This window comes from Agromyces atrinae (assembly GCF_013407835.1).
GTDB classification, from domain to species: Bacteria; Actinomycetota; Actinomycetes; order Actinomycetales; family Microbacteriaceae; genus Agromyces; species Agromyces atrinae.
Genome location: NZ_JACCBI010000001.1, coordinates 1682580 through 1700520, shown reverse-complemented (window position 1 = coordinate 1700520; position 17941 = coordinate 1682580). Strand labels below are relative to the sequence as shown.

Genomic DNA, 17941 nt, shown 5'->3' with positions numbered 1-17941 from the left:
GGAGGACACCATGACCGATCAGCTTCGCCTCGTCATCGGAAGCGATGACGCCGGGTTCGACTACAAGGAGATCCTGAAGGCCGACCTCGAGGCCAACGCGCTCGTCGCGTCGGTGCACGACGTGGGCGTCGACGCGTCGTCGCACACGCCGTACCCGAGCGTCGCGATCGCCGCCGCCGAACTCGTCGCCTCGGGCCAGGCCGACCGGGCGCTGCTCGTCTGCGGAACCGGCCTCGGCGTCGCGATCGCGGCGAACAAGGTCGCCGGCATCCGTGCCGTCACGGCCCACGATTCGTTCTCGGTCGAGCGCTCGGTGCTCTCGAACGACGCGCAGGTGCTGTGCTTCGGGCAGCGCGTCGTCGGCATCGAACTCGCCCGCCGCCTCGCGCGCGAGTGGCTGACCTACCGTTTCGACACGTCGTCGGCGTCGGCCGAGAAGGTCGCCGAGATCGTCGCGTACGAGTCATCCGTCGCCGGCTCCGCCGAGCCGGGCGCGAGCGGATCGAGCGCGTGTTGAGCGAGCCGCTCGCCGCACCCCTCGCCGCACCCTTCACCGTCGGCGTGAGCCTCAAGATGTACTTCGGACACGCGCAGACGCTCGCGTGGGCGGGCGCCGTCGCCGACATCGCGCGCCGCCACCCGGCCGTGACCGGGGGCGTCGTCGACCTGTTCGTCGCGCCGTCGACCGCGGCCCTCGCGCCCGTCGGCGCGCTGCTCGCCGGCACCGGAGTGCGCCTCGCCGCGCAGAACGCGTTCTGGGAGGACGCGGGCGCCTTCACCGGTGAGACGAGCCCCGCCGAACTCGCCGAACTCGGCTGCTCGCTCGTCGAACTCGGCCACGCCGAGCGCCGTCGGCACTTCGGCGAGACCGACACGGTCGTCTCACGAAAGGTGCGGGCCGCGATCCGCAACGGACTCGCCCCCCTCCTCTGCCTCGGCGAGAACGACCGGTCGACGGATGCCGCGAGCGAGGTCATCGCCCAGCTCGACGCCGCGCTCGCCGACTCGGGCGATCTCGTCGGCCCGATCGTCGTCGCCTACGAGCCCGTCTGGGCGATCGGTGCCGCCGAACCCGCGCCCGTCGAACACGTCGTCGCCGTCGTCCGCGCGCTCGAGGAGCGTCTCGCGCTCGATCCCGCGCGCGCCGGAAGCCGCGTCATCTACGGCGGGAGCGCCGCGCCCGGACTGCTCACGGCGTTCGATGGTGCGGTGCGGGGCCTCTTCCTCGGCCGTTTCGCCCACGACCCCGCGGCCGTCGAGCTCGTGCTCGATGAGGCGCTCGCACTCGCGGGCACGCCCGCGCCGCAGGAGGTGCTCTCATGATCGGTCTCAGCACGTACGCGTTCTTCTGGCGCTGGTCCGACCGCGTCGACGAGCCGCTGTCGCTCGCCGACATGCTGCGCGCGACGGCGGCTGACGGCGTCGGCGTCTTCCAGATCTGCGACTACCCGCCCCTCGACGCGCTGACCGCGAGCGACCTCGCCGATGTGCGGGCTCTCGCCGACGACCTCGGAATCGTGCTCGAGGTCGGCACGAAGGGCACCGACCCCGCACTGCTCGAGCGCTACCTCGGCATCGCCGAAGCGCTCGGCGCCTCGCTCGTCCGCAGCATGTGGACGGCGGGTGACGACCGGCCGACGCCCGCCGAGGCCGAACGCCGCGTGCGATCGGTGCTCGGCGCCTACGAGTCGGCGGGCATCACGCTCGCCCTCGAGACGTACGAGCAGGTACCGACATCCGACCTCGTCGCCCTCGTCGAGACCGTCGGCAGCGCGAACCTCGGCATCTGCCTCGACCCCGCGAACCCCGTCGCGAACCTCGAATCGCCCGTCGACGTCACGCGCGCATGCGCCGAGTACACGGCGAACTGGCACGTCAAGGACTTCGACTTCACCCGGTCGCCGGGCTGGGTCGGCTTCGTGCTCGCGGGCGCACCACTCGGCACCGGTCGACTCGACTACGACGACATCGCCCGCCAGGTGCGCACCGAGGAGCGCGGCATCAACCGCATCGTCGAGCACTGGCTGCCCTGGGCCGGCGACGCACACACCACCACCCAGCTCGAAGCGGCGTGGACCGCGACGAGCATCACCTATCTGCAGGAGAAACAGCCATGACGACCCTCACCCGCCCCACGACCGTCGCGCTCATCGGAGCGGGCGGCAAGATGGGCATGCGCGTCTCGAACAACCTCAAGAAGAGCGACTTCACGGTCTTCTACAGCGAGGCGTCTCCCGCCGGCCAGGAGCGCGTGCGCGGTCTCGGCCTCGACATCACGCCGACCGACGAGGCCATCGTCGACGCCGACGTCGTGATCCTCGCGGTGCCCGACGTCGTGCTCGGCGCCGTCTCCGAGGACGTCGTGCCGAAGCTCAAGGACGGCGCGATCGTGCTCACGCTCGACCCTGCCGCGGCCTACGCCGGACTGCTCTTCGCGCGCGACGGCATCGAGTACGTGTGCGCTCACCCGTGCCACCCCTCGGTCTTCCTCGAGCGTCGCACCGACGAGGAGTACGCCGACACGTTCGGCGGCATCGCGGCCCCGCAGGAGGTCGTCGCGGCCATCGAGTCGGGTGACGAGACCGCTCGCGTGCTTGCCGAATCGGTCATCTCGACGATCTACGCGCCCGTCATCCAGGTGCACTGGGTGACCGTCAAGCAGCTCGCCGTGCTCGAGCCGACCCTCGTCGAGACCATCGCGTGCATGATCGGCGAACTGCTGCAGGAGGCGCTCGACGAGACCGTCAACACCGTCGGCGTTCCCTACGAGGCGGCCCGCGCCATGCTCTGGGGCCACGTCGGCATCGCGCTCACGAACGCCCTGCGCGGCTCGAACCCGTTCTCGGACGCGTGCCACATCGCCATGGACTACGGCCGCGAATCGATCATCAAGGACGACTGGAAGAAGATCTTCGACGACTCCGAGCTCGACTACGTCATCGCGCGCATGCTGAAGATCGACGCCGTCAAGCGCTGATCGTTCCGCGCGGGGCCGATGCGCGGGCGGATGACGCGGGGTAGCGTGATCGCGTGACCGACGACGTTCCTCCGCCCGCGGGTGTGCCCTCGGGTGTGACTGTGCCCGCGGGCCAGGCCGTGCCCGGGTCCGCGCTCGCCGCGACGGTCGTGCTCGTGCGCGACTCCGAGACCGGGCCCGAGGTGCTGCTGCTCGAACGCCCGAGCGACCGCGGCTCGTTCGCGGGGGCGTGGGTCTTTCCGGGCGGCGCCGTCGAGGCGGATGACGCGGGCCTCGGCGCCGCGGCCGTGCGCGAGACCCGCGAGGAGACGGGACTCGTGCTCGGGGAATCGGATCTCGTCGAGCTCTCGCACTGGACCCCGCCGGCCGACACCCCACGCCGCTTCGACACGTGGTTCTTCGTCGCGCGGGCGCCCGGCGGCTCCATTGCCCTGCCCGCGGCCGAGATCGTCGGGTCGCAGTGGCTGCGGCCCGCCGATGCGCTCGCACTGCACGCCACGGGCGCCCTCACGCTCTACCCGCCGACGTGGGTGACGCTCGCCGGACTCAGGGGCGACGCCGATGTCGACGCGCTGCTCACCCGGATCTCCGCCCTCGAGCCTCCGCACTTCGTCGGCCGTTTCGCGCCCGGCCGCGTGCTCGTCTGGTCGGACGACGTCGCATTCGCCGACGACGCGCTGCTCGAGGCGCCGGGCGCACGCCACCGGCTCGACCTCTCGGCCCTCCCCTGGAGCTACGAGCGCTCCTGAGGCCTGCCGCCTGTCGCCTGCCGGCGCCCTGCCGTCTTCTCGGGCCTGCTGCGTGGAGGGACCCTGCCGTTACGGCGGATCAGCGCGCGACGCGCCGTCGCGGCACGCGCGGGGGCGGCGTGTCGCGCCGTGCATCCGTCAGAACGGTCGCGACGCGTCATCCGTCGAGGGGTCGCGCGGGCCCGCGTCATCCGTCGCGGGGTCGCGGTGCTCGACGTCGGCCGCGCTGACCTTCGGCATCGCGAGGGCGAAGACGAACGTGACGACGGCGGAGATCGCGACGGCGAGGAAGACGGCGTTCGCTCCGGCGACGATCGCGGGTTCGAAGGTGTCTCCGCGGCCCGCGTCGGCGATGATCGCGTTGGCGATCGCGCCGAAGATCGCGACACCGACGGCGCTTCCGGCCGAGCGCGCGAACATGTTCGTGCCCGTGACGACTCCGCGTTCACGCCAATCGACCGAGGCCTGGGCCGCGACGAGGGTCGGCGTTGCGACGAGACCCATGCCGAGCCCCACGACGAAACAGCTGATCGCGACGGCCGCGACCGACTCGGCGGGTGCCGTGACGAAGAGGGCGATCGCGCCGACCACGGTGATCGCGAGGCCGATGAACGCCGTCGCGCGGAACCCGATACGCAGGTACAGCCGCCCCGACTGCGACGCCGAGATCGGCCAGCCGAGGGTGAGCGCCGCGACCGCGAGACCCGACACGATCGGTTCGACGTGCAGCGCGGCCTCGAGGAAGGTCGGCACGTACGACGTCAGGCCGATGAGGATCGCGCCGATCCCGACCGAGATGAGCGACGTCGTGACGATGAGCCGTCGCCGGAACAGCCCGAGCGGGATGATCGGTTCGGCCGCACGGCGTTCCACGAACACGAAGGCGATGAGCAGCAGCCCGCCGAGCGTGAACGCCCCGATCGACTGCCACGAGTTCCACGCCCATGCGAGGCCGCCCTCGAGCACGGCGAGGATGAGGAGTGTGAGCGAGAGCGTCAGCAGCACGGCACCCGCGTAGTCGATGCGGTGGCGTCGGTGCTCGATCGTCTCGTGGTGGTTGCGCCACAGCACGTACGCGGCGATGAGGCAGAGGGGGATGTTGATGAAGAAGATCCACCGCCACGTGAGGAACTGCGCGAAGACGCCGCCGAGGCTCGGCCCGACGACCGACGAGATCGCCCACACGCTCGCGAGGTAGCCCTGCGCCTTGGCGCGCTCGGCGACCGTGTAGATGTCGCCCGCGATGACGATCGCGATGGGCAGCACGGCTCCCGCGCCGAGGCCCTGGATGGCGCGGAATGCGATGAGCGACGTCATGTCCCACGCGAATCCGCAGAAGATCGAGCCGATGAGGAAGAGTCCGATGCCGAACAGGATGATGGGCTTCCGGCCCAGGGTGTCGGCGAGCTTCGAGTAGATCGGCACCGACACGGCCTGTGCGAGCAGGTAGATCGAGAAGAGCCAGGGGAACTGCGTGAAGCCGCCGAGATCGCGCACGATCGTCGGAACGGCCGTCGCGAGGATCGTCGCCTCGATCGCGATGAGACCCGTCGCGAGCATGAGCGAGATGAGGATGGGGCCGCGATCGGAGCGGAAACCCACCGAGAGCTTCTGACTGTTCACGCGCCTCCTCGAGCCTTCTGGGTGCAACGCGCGGGGGCCGTGGGCATTCCCGATCGGATGACACGGGCGGGTGTCGGTGGGGCTGCGTAGCGTGTCGTGCATGAGTGAAGCGGGGTGGCGGGCGTTCCTGTCGAGCGAGGGCGTCGACGACTGGGTCGTGCTCCACGGCGGGCCGACGGCGGTCTTCCGGGTCGAGGGTCTCGGTGAGGCCGCGCGACTGGCCGCCGCGATCGCCGAGGTGCCGGGCCTCGGGCCGCGCACGGTGCTCACCGCGACATCCGATCGCCTCACCGTCAAGCTCACCCGCGAGCTCTGGGCGACGGAGGACGACGACGTGGCCCTTGCGCGAGCGGTCTCGGCGGTCGCGCGTGAGCACGCGGCACCGCCCGACACGAGAGCCGTCCAGGAGGTCCAGCTGGCGATCTCGGCGAAGCCCGACGCCATCGATCTGCCGTTCTGGCGCGCCGTGCTCGGCTACGCGCCGATGGCGGGCGACAACGCGATCGACCCGCTGGGGCAGGGCTCGACGGTGTGGATGCAGGACCTCGACCCCGCGAAGCCCCTGCGGCACGCGATGCACCTCGATGTGTCCGTCGCGCGCGAGCACGTCGATGCACGTCTCGCCGAGGCGCTCGCCGCCGGTGGGCGGATCGTCGACGACTCCGAGGCTCCCGCCACCTGGGTGCTCGCCGATCGCTCCGGCAACAAAGTGTGTCTCGCGTCGTGGCCCGACGGGGCGACACCCGCGTCCGCCGACCCGGCCGAGCGCCCGGCGAGCGGATGACGGTTCAGACGCCTCGCAGATAGTCGAGCTGAGCCCGCACCGAGGCCTCGGCTGCGGGGCGGACGCCCGGCGCGATGTCGGAGTACACGGCATCGGTGACAGCCTCGACGCCGGCATCCTCACCGAGCTCGGCGAGGGCGGCGCGCACCTGCTCGAGTCGCTCGCCGCGGTGGGCGAGGTACTCGTAGACGACCGCTCGGAGGTTCGGGCGGCGCGGCCCGTGGCCCGGCAGCACGGCGGCGCGCGGGAAGTCGAGCAGCCGGTGCAGCGAGGCGAGGTAGGGGCGGAGCGCGCCGTCGGGCCACGCGATGATCGTCGTGCCCTGCCCGAGGATCGTGTCGCCCGTGAGCATCGAGCCCGTCGCGCCGTCATCCGGCAGGTGGAACGACACCGAGTCGGCCGTGTGCCCCGGCGTCGCGACGACCTCGATGCGCGTGCCCGCGACCTCGATCACCTCGCCGTCGACGAGAGGATCGCCGCCGACGCAGAACTCGGGAGAGACGGCCCTCACGGGCGCACCCGTCCGCTCGACGAGGCCCGCGATGCCGTCGGTGTGATCCGGGTGCCGGTGCGTGATGAGGATGAGCGCGACGTCGCCCGCCGCGGCGATGCGATCGAGGTGCGCGGCGTCGGCGGGGCCGGGGTCGACGACGACGAGTTCGCGGCCTCGACCGACGAGATAGGTGTTGGTGCCCTCGAGGGTCATCGGGCCGGGATTCGGCGCGAGGAGCGTGCGGGTGAGGGGTGTCTCGTCGGCGGGGGTCACACGCGGCACGTTACCCGGTCGGGCTCAGCCCGCGTCATCCGCCGGAGTGAACTGGCATGCCGTCGCCGTGAGCCGGCCCTCGGGGTCGAGCTTCTCGAGCACGGTTCCGGCGATGTCGTAGAGCTGGCGCAGCTGCTCGGCGCTCAGCGCGTCGAGCACGATGCCGCGAGCGGTGTCGCGGTGCGCGGGCGTCGCCTCGGTGAGCGCGTCGAGGCCCGCGGGAGTGAGGCGGGCATTGGTCGCGCGGCGGTCTTCGGGGCACGGGAAGCGCTCGATGAGGCCGCGGTCCTCGAGTCGGCGGGCGACATGCGAGAGGCGGGGGAGCGTCGCGTTCGTCTGTGACGCGAGGGCCGTCATGCGCATCGTGCGCGTGGGCGCTTCGGCGAGCACGAGGAGGGCGCCGTACTCGAAGTGCGTGAGGCCCGAGTCGCGCGTGAGCTGGGCGTCGAGCGCCGTCGGCAGCAGCTCCGTGAGGGCCACGAGACGCACCCACGCCGCGGATTCCTCGGGAGTGAAGGCGTTCGACATGGTTCTAGTCTACCGGCAATGGTTGACGAAACAAGTAAAAGGGTCTAGCGTCATTGATTGTTGGAACAACTAAATCCGACATCCCATCTTCGAGAACGCAGCGGCCCCACCGGGCCGGAGGAGGAATCATGACGAACGTCAGCATCATCGGCACCGGAAACATGGGCAACGCGATCGGAGCGATCGCCGCAGCGGGCGGTCACTCGGTCGAGCACATCGGCCGCGACGCGCAGGCGATCGCCGGTGACATCGTCGTGCTCGCGGTGCCGTTCCCCGCGGTCGACGACATCGTCGCCACGCACGGCGCAGCCCTCGCGGGCAAGATCGTCGTCGACATCACCAACCCCCTCGACTTCTCGACGTTCGACTCGCTCGTCGTGCCCGCCGATGGCTCGGCCGCTCAGGTCATCGCCGAGAAGCTCCCGCAGTCGACCGTGCTCAAGGCGTTCAACACGAACTTCGCCGCGACGCTCGCCTCGAAGACCGTGGGCGACGCCCCGACGGTCGTGCAGATCGCCGGAGACGACGACGCCGCGAAGACCCTCCTCGCCGACATCGTGCGTGCGGGCGGCCTCGGCGTCGTAGATGCCGGTGCGCTCAAGCGCGCTCGCGAGCTCGAGGCGATCGGATTCCTGCAGCTCACGCTCGCCGCGAGCGAGAAGATCAGCTGGACCGGCGGCTACTCCCTCAGCGCCTAACCCCCGCCCGGCGCACCCCCACACCCCTGTCTCGGCGTCACGTTTGTGCTCTTCGCGGCCCGCGAAGAGCACAAACGTGACGCCGAGACGGGTGGGGAAGCACGGGTGGGGCGCTCGCGCAAGGGGTGGTGGGGTGCCGGGGCGGTGCCTAGCGTGGAGGCATGAGCGATCCGCGAGAGACCACCGAAGGACCCGACGACGCGAGCGACGGCACCGAACAGGTGAACGACGTCGTCGCCGACAACGACGCCGAGCAGGAGACGGTCGACCTGCTCGATCCGGAGAACCCCCCGGCCTGACGGGCCGACCCGCTCAGTGCCGGTCGCGCGCCCGCGCGTACTGCGCGCGGATCTCGGGCCGCGTGTCGACCGCGAGCTCGGCGTCGACCGTGAGCGGCCACGACGGACGCTCACCCGTGAGTGCCCACGCCGCCTGACGCGCGGCACCGTCGGCGACGTACTCGCCCGCGGCCGGAATCACGACGGGCACGTCGAACACCTGCGCCGCGACGGCACGCACGGCGGGGTTCGCCGCAGCACCGCCGATAAGCAGCAACCGCTCCGCGGTGACGCCCTGCGCGCGCACGGCGTCGAGTCCGTCGGCGAGGCCGCACAGCATGCCCTCGATCGCCGCGCGGGCGATGTTCTCGCGCGTCGTGCTCGCGAGCGAGAGGCCCGAGAACGCGGCCGTCGCGTCGGGCCGGTTCGGGGTGCGCTCGCCCTCGAACCACGGCACGAGCACGGCACCGGATGACGCGGGCGGCGCGCTCTCGGCGAGTGAGCCGAGCTCATCGTGCGAGACGCCGAGCAGGCCCGCGACGGCGTCGAGCACGCGCGCGGCGTTGAGGGTCGCGATGAGCGGCAGGAACTCTCCGTCGGCCGAGGCGAAGCCGGCGACCGTGCCGCTCGCATCGTTCGAGACCGTCGGCGTCACGGCGAAGACCGTGCCGCTCGTGCCGATCGAGACGACGACGTCGCCCGCGCGCGCATCGAGGCCGAGACCCGCTGCGGCGTTGTCACCCGCACCCGCACCGACGATGACGCCCGACGGCGTCGTTCCGGCGTGTTCCGCGGGGCCGAGCACGCGCGGCAGGACGGCGTCGTGACCGAGCGCGCGCACGAGCAGCTCGCGGTCGTAGTCGCCCGTCGCCGGTGACCAGTACGCCGTGCCGCTCGCGTCGGAGCGGTCGGTCGTGAGCGCGTCGAGCACGGGGCCCAGCTCGGAGGAATCGGCGGGGCCGTAGCCGAGCAGTCGCCACGACAGCCAGTCGTGGGGGAGGGCGACGGCCGCGACGCGTGCGGCATTCTCAGGCTCGGCATCCCGCAGCCAGCGGAGCTTCGTCGCCGTGAACGACGCGACCGGCACGACGCCCGTGCGCCGCGCGTACTCGTCGGCTCCGACCTCGGCGATGAGCTCGCTCGCGGCATCCGCCGACCGCGTGTCGTTCCAGAGCAGGGCGTCCCTGATCACCCGACCGTCGGAGTCGAGCACGACCATGCCGTGCTGCTGCCCGCCGATCGAGATCGCCGCGACGTCATCCAGCCCGCCGGCCGCCGCGATCGCGCTCTCGAGTGCCGTCCACCACGCCCCGGGGTCGACCTCGGTTCCGTCGGGGTGCGCCGCGCGGCCCGAGCGCATGAGCTCGCCGGTCTCGGCGTCGCGCACGACGACCTTGCAGGACTGGGTCGACGAGTCGACTCCGGCGACGAGAGGCATGGCGATTCCGTTCGTTGTCGGCCCGTCATCCCCCTCGCTCCCGTTCGCAATTCAGGTCGGGAGCGGCGTGTCGCCCGGGCCGAGTGGCCGACCGGAGCCGCGACACGAGTGCGGACCTGAATTGCGAACAGGGGAGGAGTGAGGAGGGGGAGAGAGGGTGCGAGGGGAGGGGGATGCGGGTCAGCGCGCGCCGAGGAGGTGCTCGGTCGCGAGCTGCTGCAGACGCACGAAGCCGAAGCCCTTGCCGCCGAGGTAGGCCGAGGCGTCGAAGTCCTCGTAGGCCGAGGCGTCGCCGAGCAGGTCGTCGTACGACTCGGCCGCGCCGAGTGTCGGCTCGGAGAGCTCGAGCACCTTCGAGGCCGCGAGGGCTTCCTGCACCTCGGGGTCGGCCCGGAAGGCCGCGGCGCGCTCCTTGAGGAGGAGGTAGGTGCGCATGTTGGCCGAGACCGAGTCCCACACGCCCGACTCGTCTTCGGTGCGGCTCGGCTTGTAGTCGAAGTGACGGGGGCCGTCATAGGCGGGCGTGCCGTTCGGGCCGCCGTTCTCGAGGAGGTCGACGAGCGAGAACGCGTTGTGCAGGTCGCCGTGACCGAACACGAGGTCCTGGTCGTACTTGATCCCGCGCTGGCCGTTGAGGTCGATGTGGAAGAGCTTGCCGTGGTACAGCGCCTGAGCGATGCCTGCGGTGAAGTTGAGGCCCGCCATCTGCTCGTGGCCGACCTCGGGGTTCACGCCGACGAGCTCGGGGCGCTCGAGCGAGTCGATGAAGGCGAGGGCGTGGCCGAGGGTCGGCAGCAGGATGTCGCCGCGGGGCTCGTTCGGCTTCGGCTCGATCGCGAAGCGGATGTCGTAGCCCTTGTCGGTGACGTAGTCGCCGAGGAGGTTCACGGCCTCGCGGTAGCGCTCGAGCGCCTGGCGCACGTCCTTCGCGGCGTCGTACTCGGCGCCTTCGCGGCCGCCCCACATGACGAACGTCTTCGCGCCGAGCTCGGCGGCGAGGTCGAGGTTGCGGAGCACCTTGCGGAGCGCGAAGCGACGCACGGAACGGTCGTTCGACGTGAAGCCGCCGTCCTTGAAGACGGGGGCGCTGAAGAGGTTGGTCGTGACCATGGGCACGATGACGCCGGTCGCCTCGAGGGCGCCCTTCAGGCGGTCGATCTGCTTCTGACGCTCGGCGTCGGTCGAGCCGAACGCGAAGAGGTCGTCGTCGTGGAAGGTGAGGCCGTAGGCGCCGAGCTCCGAGATCTTCTCGACGGCGTGCACGACATCGAGGTCGGGGCGGGTGGGGCCACCGAACGGGTCGGTGCCGTTGTAGCCGATGGTCCAGAGGCCGAAGGAGAACTTGTCGGCGCGGGTGGGGGTGAGGCTCATGCGTGCTCCAGCATCGTCGGTGGTTTTGTTCTGACTAACAACATAGTGCCACCGAATCGTCGCGAATCCAAGTGCACCCCAGCTTTTCGTGCATCACGATTTGTTGACCCTTGATACATAAGGGTTGCAAACGGAGCGCCGCTGACGTAGCGTGCTGTCCGTCGCCCCTGTCGAAACGTTTAGACAGCGAGCGGATGACAGTGACAAGCACCGAGCAGCACGAGACGAGGGAGTCGCCGATGGCCAACATCCATGACGTCGCCCGTGCTGCCGGGGTCTCGATCTCGACGGTCTCGTACGCCCTCAGCGGCAAGCGGTCGATCGCCGAGTCGACGCGACGCCGGGTCGAAGAGGCCGCCCGCAGTCTCGGCTACCAGCCGAACGCTGCCGGCCGCATGCTCGCCGGGACCCGCACGCGCATCCTCGCGCTCACCGCGCCGCTCCGCGAAGACACCTACGCCCCGGCGCACATGACGTTCGTGCTCGCCGTCGCCACGGCCGCGCGGCGCCATGACTACGACATCCTGCTGCTCACCGAGGACGAAGCGACGAAGGGCCTCCGCCGCGTCGCCTCGAGCCGTCTCGTCGACGGCATCATCGTGCTCGACGTCTCGGTGCACGACGAGCGCGTCGCCCTCGTGCGCGAGCTCGGTGTGCCGTCGGCCCTCATCGGAATCCCCGACGACCCCGACGGCCTCTACTGCGTCGACCTCGACTTCGAGGCTGCCGCGGCTCTCGCCGTGGACCGGCTCGCGGATGTCGGTCACCGGCGTATCGCCCTCGTCGGCCACCCGCAGGAGATCTACGACCGCGGCTCGAACTTCCCCCTTCGCCTCCGCGACGGCTACCTCGCCCGCATGCGGGAACGCGGACTCGAGCCCGTCGTCGTGACGCCCGACACCTCGAGCCCCTCGGTGCGCGCCGCGACTGCCGAGCTCTTCGACGGGCCCGATGCCCCGACGGCGCTGCTCTTGCACTGCCAGGAGTCGGTGCAGACGACGATGCTCGACCTGCTGCGCGAGCGCGGGCTCTCGGTTCCGGGTGACGTCTCCGTCGTGACGGTCGCCTCGACCTTCGACACCACGCGGCTCGATCCGCCGCTCGACGTCATCCCCCTGCTCGCCCCGCCGTCGTGCGAGGCCGCCGTCGACTACCTCGTTCGCGCCCTCGAGGGGGATGCCGCACCGCGCATCGAACTCGTCGCGCCCGAGTACCGCGCCTTCGGGTCGGTCGCCCCGGCGGCGGCGCCCGCACTGCCGGCGACACCGGTGCTGCCCGCGGCCCCCGCGACGCCCGCAACGCCCGCGGCCCCCGCGACCGCCGCCGCACCGGCAGCCACTGCGACCTCCGACCTCACCCCCGCCCTCTGATCGACCGACCAAGGACCCGCATGTCAACTATCGAAACGCTTCGACACGGCGAGCTGCCCGCGTGGGGGTCGCGCCTCGTCTACGGCGGCGACTACAACCCCGAGCAGTGGCCGCGCGAGGTCTGGGCCGACGACGTGCGACTCATGCGCGAGGCGCGCGTCAACACCGTGACCGTCGGCGTCTTCGCATGGTCGTCGCTCGAACCGCGTGAGGGCGAGTACACGTTCGAGTGGCTCGACGAGGTCATGGACCTCATGGCGGCCAACGGCATCCACGTCGTGCTCGCGACCCCGACCGCGTCGCCCCCGCCGTGGATGAGCCTCGCGTACCCCGACGCCCTGCCCGTCACGCGCGAGGGCGTGCGCCTCATGCACGGCAGCCGCGACACCTATAACCCGGCCTCGGCCGACTACCGCCGCCTCGCCCGACGCATCACGCGTGTGCTCGCCGAGCGCTACGGCGACCACCCCGCACTCGCGATGTGGCACCTGCACAACGAGTACGGCACCGTCTCGTACGGCCCGGTGACGGATGCCGCGTTCCGCATCTGGCTGCGAGAGCGCTACGGCGACCTCGAGACGCTCAACCACACGTGGAACTCGGGCTTCTGGTCGCAGGGCTACGGCGCGTGGGACGAGATCCACGCCCCGCAGGCGACTCAGTACCTGCCGAACCCCGTGCACGCCCTCGACTTCAAGCGATTCAGCGCCGACCAGCTGCTCGAGTGCCTCATCGAGCAGGCCGAGATCGTGCGCGCCGTGAGCCCCGGCGTGCCCGTCACGACGAACTTCATGCTGCCGACGTGGAACCACATCGACCAGTGGGACTTCGCGGCCGAGCTCGACGTCGTCTCGATCGACCACTACCCGAGCGCGCGCGACATCGAGGGCGAGACGCACGTCTCGTTCGGCGCCGATCTCGCCCGGTCGTTCAACGGCGGGCGGCCGTGGGTGCTCATGGAGCAGGCGACGAGCCTCATCTACGACTACGCCCAGGCGCGCCTGTTCGCCAAGGAACCCGGTCGTCTCGCCCGCAACACCGTGCAGTACCTCGCGAAGGGCGCGACGGGCTCCCTCTTCTTCCAGTGGCGCTCGCCGCGCACGGGCGCGGAGTTCTTCCACTCGCCGATGGTGCCGCACGCGGGCGAGGACTCGCGGGTCTTCCGCGAGATCGTCGACCTCGGACGCCTCCTCGAGCAGCTCGGCGAGCTCGCCGAACCGGCGACGGATGTCCGTGTGAACGAGAACCGTGTGGCGATCGTCTGGGACGCCGACTCGTGGTGGTCGGTCGAGACGCGCGCCCTGCCGTCGGACGACCTCGCGTTCCTGCCCGCCGTGCGAGCCGCGCACCGCGCGCTCTGGTGGGAGGGCATCAACGCCGACGTCGTGCGACTCGACGCCGACCTGAGCGGCTACGACGTCGTGCTCGTCCCGAGCAAGTTCGCGGCATCCGACGCCGAGGCCGACGCCCTCACAGAGTTCGCGGAGAACGGCGGCCACGTCGCCTTCTGGTACACGGCGGGCTCGACCGACGAGAACCTCTCGGTTCGCCTCGGCGGCTTCAGCGGAGCGTTCGCGTCGCTCGCCGGCATCCGTGTCGAGGAGCACCACCCGCTCGCTCCCGACGAGACGATCGCCCTCACCGACGGCTCCGTCGGCGAGGCATGGTCGGAGGACGTGCAGCTGCGCGGTGCCGAGAGCATCGCCGACTACGCGTCCGGTCCGCTCGCGGGTCGCCCCGCGATCACGCGCACCGATGTCGGCGACGGCGTCGTGCACTACCTCTCGACGCGGCTGAGTGCCGGCGACCTCCGCCGTCACCTCGCCCGCATCGCCGAGGCGGCCGGCATCACGCGCGACCACCCCGACGCGGGAGACGGCCTCGAGGCCGTACGCCGCGTCGGCGCACACGGAACGCACCTGTTCCTGATCAATCACACCGATTCGCCACGCACGCTCGACGTGTCGGGCGAGGACGTTCTCACGGGTACCCGCCTCGCGGGTGCCACGACGATCCCGCCCCACGGCTGGCTCGTCGTCCGAGAAGAGACCGAGGCCCGCGCGCCCCGCGCGTAAGCCCTGAACCGGCGCACCCGAGAGGGCTCGCCACCCGGCCACTCCGGTGGCTCGCCAAAGAAAGGATGCCAATGATGGCACGGAAACGCACGAAGAAGTGGTTCGTCCCGACACTCGCTGCAGCGGCGACGTCGGCCCTGCTCCTCGCGGGATGCTCCACCGGTCCCGCTGACACCTCCGCCGACGGCCCCGTCACGCTCGAGTTCTGGGGCTGGGCCACCGGGCTCGAGTCCGCCGTCGAGGCGTGGAACGCCGAGAACCCCGACATCCAGGTCGACTTCTTCCGTATGACGGGTGACGACGGCGCGAAGGTTCCGCCGGCGATCGACGCCGGAACGGCACCCGACGTCGTGCAGATGTCGATCCACTCGCTCGCGGGTCACATCGTCAACAACCGCCTCACCGACATCACCGACTACGTCGGCGACCTCGGCGACGAGTTCACCGAGAGCTCGTGGGGTGGCGTGAGCTTCGACGGCGCCGTCTACGCCGTGCCGCAGGACTCGGGCCCCACCGGCCTGCTCTACCGTTCCGACATCTTCGAGAAGTACGGCGTCGCCGTGCCGACGACGTGGGCCGAGTACCTCGACGCCGCTCGTGCGCTCAAGGCCGCCGACCCGAACGTCTACATCGCGCAGTTCTCGCCCAACGAGACGGGCCTCTGGCTCGAGCAGGTGTGGCAGAACGGCGGCACCTGGAACACGATCGACGGCGACGCGTGGACCGTCGAGGTCGACAACCAGCAGAGCCAGGAGGTCGCCGCGATCTGGCAGACGCTCCTCGACGAAGACCTCGTCAAGGTCATCGACATGTGGACGCCCGAGTACTGGGCCGAGATCAACGCGGGAACGATCGCGTCGATCAACTACGCCGCCTGGTTCCCGGCCCTCCTCGAGGAGAACGCCGGAGGCCTGTCGGGCCTGTGGAGCGTCGCTCCGACCCCGACCTTCCCCGACAGCGACGCCGCCGGTGAGACCGGCGGAAGCGTCGACGTGGTCCCCGCGGGAACCGAGAACGTCGAGCAGGCCGTCGAGTTCATCACGTGGCTCAACAGCTCGCCGGAGTCGCTCGAGATCCTCATCGGTGAGGGCGGTCTCTTCCCGACCGCCATCACGGGCCTCGAGAGCGACGTGCTGCTCTCGGAGGAGGAATACTTCGGCGGCCAGGTCATCAACGAGGTCTTCGCCGATGCAGCACAGAAGGTGCCGAACACGTGGGTCGACGGCCCGAACTACGACCTCACGCAGGACGCCCTGAAGGACGCCTTCGCCCAGGTCGCCAACGGCAACTCGACCTTCGCCGAAGCCCTCGCTTCGGTTCAGACCCAGACCGTCGGCATCCTGACCGACATGGGATTGAACGTGCGATGACCGCCGCGCCGCTCACTCAGGGAACCCGAGTGGGCGATCAGACTCCCCGCCGTCGACGTAAAGTCGGCGGCGGGGGAGTCCGCATCGCTCCCTACGTCTTCCTCGCTCCGTTCATCCTTCTCTTCCTCGTCTTCCTCGTGCTCCCGATCGTGGTCGCGCTCTACACGAGCTTCTTCCAGGTCGAACGCAGCGGACTGGGTTTCGGCGGCTCCAACGACCCCGTCTTCGTGTGGTTCCAGAACTACGAGCGCGCGCTCGCCAACAGCGCGTTCCTCGAGAGCTTCGGACGGGTCTTCCTCTTCGGCATCGTGCAGGTGCCGGTCATGCTCGGGCTCTCGCTCGTGCTCGCCCTCCTCTTCGACTCGGCCGTGACGAAGTGGAAGCGCTTCTTCCAGCTGAGCGTCTTCCTGCCCTACGCCGTGCCGAGCGTCGTCGCGGCCCTCATCTGGGGCTTCCTCTACCAGCCGAAGGTCAGCCCGATCGTCGAGGGCCTCGCGTCCATCGGCATCAGCGCCGACTTCCTCGCGCCGGGCACCGTGCTGTGGTCGATCGCGAACGTCTCGGTCTGGTCGGTCACGGGCGTCAACATGATCATCCTCTTCTCGTCGCTGCAGACCGTGCCGCGTGAGATGTACGAGGCGGCTCGCATCGACGGCGCGGGCGAGTTCCGCACCGCGATGCAGATCAAGGTGCCGATGATCTTCCCCGCGCTCATCCTCACGACCCTCTTCTCGATCATCGGAACGCTCCAGCTCTTCAACGAGCCGATGACGATGCGCTCCGTGACGTCGAACATCTCGGGCAACTACACGCCCAACATGGCCGTCTTCCAGGCGACCACCCTCGGCGGCGACATCAACATGGGCTCCGCGATGGCGATCCTCATCGGCGTCGTGACGTTCGTCCTGTCGGTCGTCGTCTCGGCGCTGTCCAACCGCAAGCGGGGAGCCGCATCATGACGCAGATACCCACGCAGATCCCCGTCGCGACGGCTCCGGCAGACCCCGAGAAGGTCATGTCCCTGAAGAACGGTCGGAAGCCGAAGGCGTCGACCGTCTACGCCGAGGGTGAGCGGCCGAGCCTCGCCGCGCGCATCGCGACGTGGGTCTTCATGATCGCGATCACGCTGTACTTCCTCGTGCCGGTCTACTGGCTCGTGGTCGCCTCCACGAAGACGACGACCGACCTGTTCGGCACGCCGGGCTTCCTGTTCGCCGACATGAACTTCTTCGAGAACCTGCAGAAGCTCTCGACGTACGACAACGGCATCTTCTGGCGGTGGATGGGCAACTCGCTCATCTACTCGGGCCTCGGCTCGGTGCTCATGACGTTCATCAGCCTCATCTCGGGGTACGCCCTCGCGATGTACCGCTTCCGCGGCCGGAGCGTCGTCATCGCCGCCGTCCTCGGCAGCATGCTCATCCCGCAGACGGTGCTCGCGCAGCCGACGTACCTGCTGCTCGTCGAGCTCGGCATGAACAACACGATCCTCGGCGTCCTCCTGCCGAGCCTCGCGTACCCGTTCGGCGTGCTGCTCGCGTTCGTGTTCGCCCAGCAGGCGGTTCCCCTGGAGCTCCTCGAGGCGGCACGTCTCGACGGTGCGAGCGAGGCGCGAGCGTTCTTCTCGATCGCGCTCAAGCTCCTGAGCCCCGGCGGCGTGACGATCCTGCTGTTCGCGTTCATCGGCAGCTGGAACAACTTCATGCTGCCGCTCCTCGTGATCAGCGACGCCCGACTCATGCCCGTCACGGTGGGTCTCAGCGGCTGGAGCCAGGCGTCGATCACGATCCCGGGTCTGCAGACGCTCGTCGTCATCGGCGCGCTCATCTCGATCATCCCGATCATCATCGTGTTCGTCTCGCTGCAGCGGTACTGGCGTTCCGGCCTCGCCGCCGGCGGCGTGAGGTTCTGATC

The 17941-nt window shown here is 70.2% G+C and carries 18 protein-coding genes; 13 read left to right on the top strand and 5 right to left on the bottom strand.

All coding sequences use genetic code 11. The features are described 5' to 3' along the window. Positions 1-10: 10 nt before the first annotated feature. From BJ972_RS08130 to BJ972_RS08110, 5 genes are read left to right on the top strand one after another with little or no spacing between them, the layout of a single operon-like run. Positions 11-517, top strand: a complete 507-nt coding sequence (locus tag BJ972_RS08130; RefSeq protein WP_129174012.1) for a ribose-5-phosphate isomerase — start codon at positions 11-13, stop codon at positions 515-517. Continuing rightward, positions 511-1323, top strand: a complete 813-nt coding sequence (locus BJ972_RS08125) for a triose-phosphate isomerase family protein (protein ID WP_241830769.1) — start codon at positions 511-513, stop codon at positions 1321-1323. Before BJ972_RS08130 ends, BJ972_RS08125 begins: the two co-directional genes overlap by 7 nt. Further along, the gene (locus tag BJ972_RS08120) at positions 1320-2117 is read left to right on the top strand and encodes a sugar phosphate isomerase/epimerase family protein (protein WP_129174014.1); all 798 of its coding nucleotides are present in this window, start codon (positions 1320-1322) and stop codon (positions 2115-2117) included. The genes BJ972_RS08125 and BJ972_RS08120 overlap by 4 nt, the downstream gene beginning before the upstream one ends. Next, entirely contained in the window at positions 2114-2977 is an 864-nt protein-coding gene (locus BJ972_RS08115) for a phosphogluconate dehydrogenase C-terminal domain-containing protein (RefSeq protein WP_129174016.1), read from the top strand. The genes BJ972_RS08120 and BJ972_RS08115 overlap by 4 nt, the downstream gene beginning before the upstream one ends. Positions 2978-3030: 53 nt before the next feature. Continuing rightward, positions 3031-3726, top strand: a complete 696-nt coding sequence (locus BJ972_RS08110) for an NUDIX hydrolase (protein ID WP_129174018.1) — start codon at positions 3031-3033, stop codon at positions 3724-3726. Positions 3727-3864: 138 nt separating this feature from the next. Here the strand turns inward: BJ972_RS08110 and BJ972_RS08105 are convergent, their stop codons facing one another. Then, the gene (locus BJ972_RS08105; protein WP_241830775.1) at positions 3865-5286 is read right to left on the bottom strand and encodes an MDR family MFS transporter; all 1422 of its coding nucleotides are present in this window, start codon (positions 5284-5286) and stop codon (positions 3865-3867) included. 163 nt (positions 5287-5449) lie between these two features. Here BJ972_RS08105 and BJ972_RS08100 point away from each other — a divergent pair, with 163 nt between their 5' ends. Continuing rightward, positions 5450-6133, top strand: coding sequence for a VOC family protein (locus tag BJ972_RS08100; protein WP_129174022.1), 684 nt, complete (start codon positions 5450-5452; stop codon positions 6131-6133). Positions 6134-6137: 4 nt separating this feature from the next. On the opposite strand, the gene BJ972_RS08095 is transcribed toward BJ972_RS08100, so the two are convergent. Next, the gene (locus BJ972_RS08095) at positions 6138-6899 is read right to left on the bottom strand and encodes an MBL fold metallo-hydrolase (protein WP_373366815.1); all 762 of its coding nucleotides are present in this window, start codon (positions 6897-6899) and stop codon (positions 6138-6140) included. 24 nt (positions 6900-6923) lie between these two features. Next, the gene (locus tag BJ972_RS08090; protein ID WP_129174024.1) at positions 6924-7427 is read right to left on the bottom strand and encodes a MarR family winged helix-turn-helix transcriptional regulator; all 504 of its coding nucleotides are present in this window, start codon (positions 7425-7427) and stop codon (positions 6924-6926) included. Positions 7428-7555: 128 nt separating this feature from the next. Between BJ972_RS08090 and BJ972_RS08085 the strand changes: the two genes are divergently transcribed. Both BJ972_RS08085 and BJ972_RS08080 read left to right on the top strand, forming a co-directional pair. Beyond that, entirely contained in the window at positions 7556-8125 is a 570-nt protein-coding gene (locus BJ972_RS08085) for an NADPH-dependent F420 reductase (RefSeq protein WP_129174026.1), read from the top strand. Between the two features lie 161 nt (positions 8126-8286). Beyond that, positions 8287-8424 carry a hypothetical protein gene (locus BJ972_RS08080; RefSeq protein WP_164989904.1) on the top strand — a complete coding sequence of 46 codons (138 nt, stop codon included), beginning with the start codon at positions 8287-8289 and terminating at the stop codon, positions 8422-8424. Between the two features lie 13 nt (positions 8425-8437). Here BJ972_RS08080 and xylB read toward each other — a convergent pair whose 3' ends face one another. Next, the gene (xylB, locus tag BJ972_RS08075; protein WP_129174028.1) at positions 8438-9841 is read right to left on the bottom strand and encodes a xylulokinase; all 1404 of its coding nucleotides are present in this window, start codon (positions 9839-9841) and stop codon (positions 8438-8440) included. 180 nt (positions 9842-10021) lie between these two features. Next, complete coding sequence (gene xylA / locus BJ972_RS08070; protein WP_129174030.1) at positions 10022-11212, bottom strand: xylose isomerase; 1191 nt, start codon at positions 11210-11212, stop codon at positions 10022-10024. Positions 11213-11406: 194 nt separating this feature from the next. Here xylA and BJ972_RS08065 point away from each other — a divergent pair, with 194 nt between their 5' ends. The 5 genes from BJ972_RS08065 to BJ972_RS08045 all read left to right on the top strand — a co-directional run bounded on the left by BJ972_RS08065 (position 11407) and on the right by BJ972_RS08045 (position 17939). Continuing rightward, positions 11407-12582, top strand: coding sequence for a LacI family DNA-binding transcriptional regulator (locus BJ972_RS08065; protein ID WP_257022736.1), 1176 nt, complete (start codon positions 11407-11409; stop codon positions 12580-12582). Positions 12583-12602: 20 nt separating this feature from the next. Continuing rightward, positions 12603-14657 carry a beta-galactosidase gene (locus tag BJ972_RS08060; RefSeq protein WP_129176756.1) on the top strand — a complete coding sequence of 685 codons (2055 nt, stop codon included), beginning with the start codon at positions 12603-12605 and terminating at the stop codon, positions 14655-14657. Positions 14658-14731: 74 nt separating this feature from the next. Continuing rightward, positions 14732-16027: an ABC transporter substrate-binding protein gene (locus BJ972_RS08055; protein WP_164989980.1), complete on the top strand. Its 1296-nt coding sequence runs from the start codon at positions 14732-14734 to the stop codon at positions 16025-16027. Between the two features lie 29 nt (positions 16028-16056). Beyond that, entirely contained in the window at positions 16057-16986 is a 930-nt protein-coding gene (locus BJ972_RS08050; protein ID WP_206736548.1) for a carbohydrate ABC transporter permease, read from the top strand. Next, a complete protein-coding gene (locus BJ972_RS08045; RefSeq protein ID WP_206736549.1) occupies positions 16983-17939 on the top strand; it encodes a carbohydrate ABC transporter permease in 957 nt (318 codons plus the stop codon). Before BJ972_RS08050 ends, BJ972_RS08045 begins: the two co-directional genes overlap by 4 nt. Positions 17940-17941: the final 2 nt, after the last annotated feature.

Coding starts and splice junctions, on each gene's coding strand:
- BJ972_RS08130 (WP_129174012.1), top strand. CDS start 11: ATGACCGATCAGCTTCGCCTCGTCATCGGAAGCGATGACGCCGGGTTC.
- BJ972_RS08120 (WP_129174014.1), top strand. CDS start 1,320: ATGATCGGTCTCAGCACGTACGCGTTCTTCTGGCGCTGGTCCGACCGC.
- BJ972_RS08115 (WP_129174016.1), top strand. CDS start 2,114: ATGACGACCCTCACCCGCCCCACGACCGTCGCGCTCATCGGAGCGGGC.
- BJ972_RS08105 (WP_241830775.1), bottom strand. CDS start 5,286: ATGCTCGCGACGGGTCTCATCGCGATCGAGGCGACGATCCTCGCGACG.
- BJ972_RS08100 (WP_129174022.1), top strand. CDS start 5,450: ATGAGTGAAGCGGGGTGGCGGGCGTTCCTGTCGAGCGAGGGCGTCGAC.
- BJ972_RS08090 (WP_129174024.1), bottom strand. CDS start 7,427: ATGTCGAACGCCTTCACTCCCGAGGAATCCGCGGCGTGGGTGCGTCTC.
- BJ972_RS08085 (WP_129174026.1), top strand. CDS start 7,556: ATGACGAACGTCAGCATCATCGGCACCGGAAACATGGGCAACGCGATC.
- BJ972_RS08080 (WP_164989904.1), top strand. CDS start 8,287: ATGAGCGATCCGCGAGAGACCACCGAAGGACCCGACGACGCGAGCGAC.
- xylB (WP_129174028.1), bottom strand. CDS start 9,841: ATGCCTCTCGTCGCCGGAGTCGACTCGTCGACCCAGTCCTGCAAGGTC.
- xylA (WP_129174030.1), bottom strand. CDS start 11,212: ATGAGCCTCACCCCCACCCGCGCCGACAAGTTCTCCTTCGGCCTCTGG.
- BJ972_RS08065 (WP_257022736.1), top strand. CDS start 11,407: ATGACAGTGACAAGCACCGAGCAGCACGAGACGAGGGAGTCGCCGATG.
- BJ972_RS08060 (WP_129176756.1), top strand. CDS start 12,603: ATGTCAACTATCGAAACGCTTCGACACGGCGAGCTGCCCGCGTGGGGG.
- BJ972_RS08055 (WP_164989980.1), top strand. CDS start 14,732: ATGGCACGGAAACGCACGAAGAAGTGGTTCGTCCCGACACTCGCTGCA.
- BJ972_RS08045 (WP_206736549.1), top strand. CDS start 16,983: ATGACGCAGATACCCACGCAGATCCCCGTCGCGACGGCTCCGGCAGAC.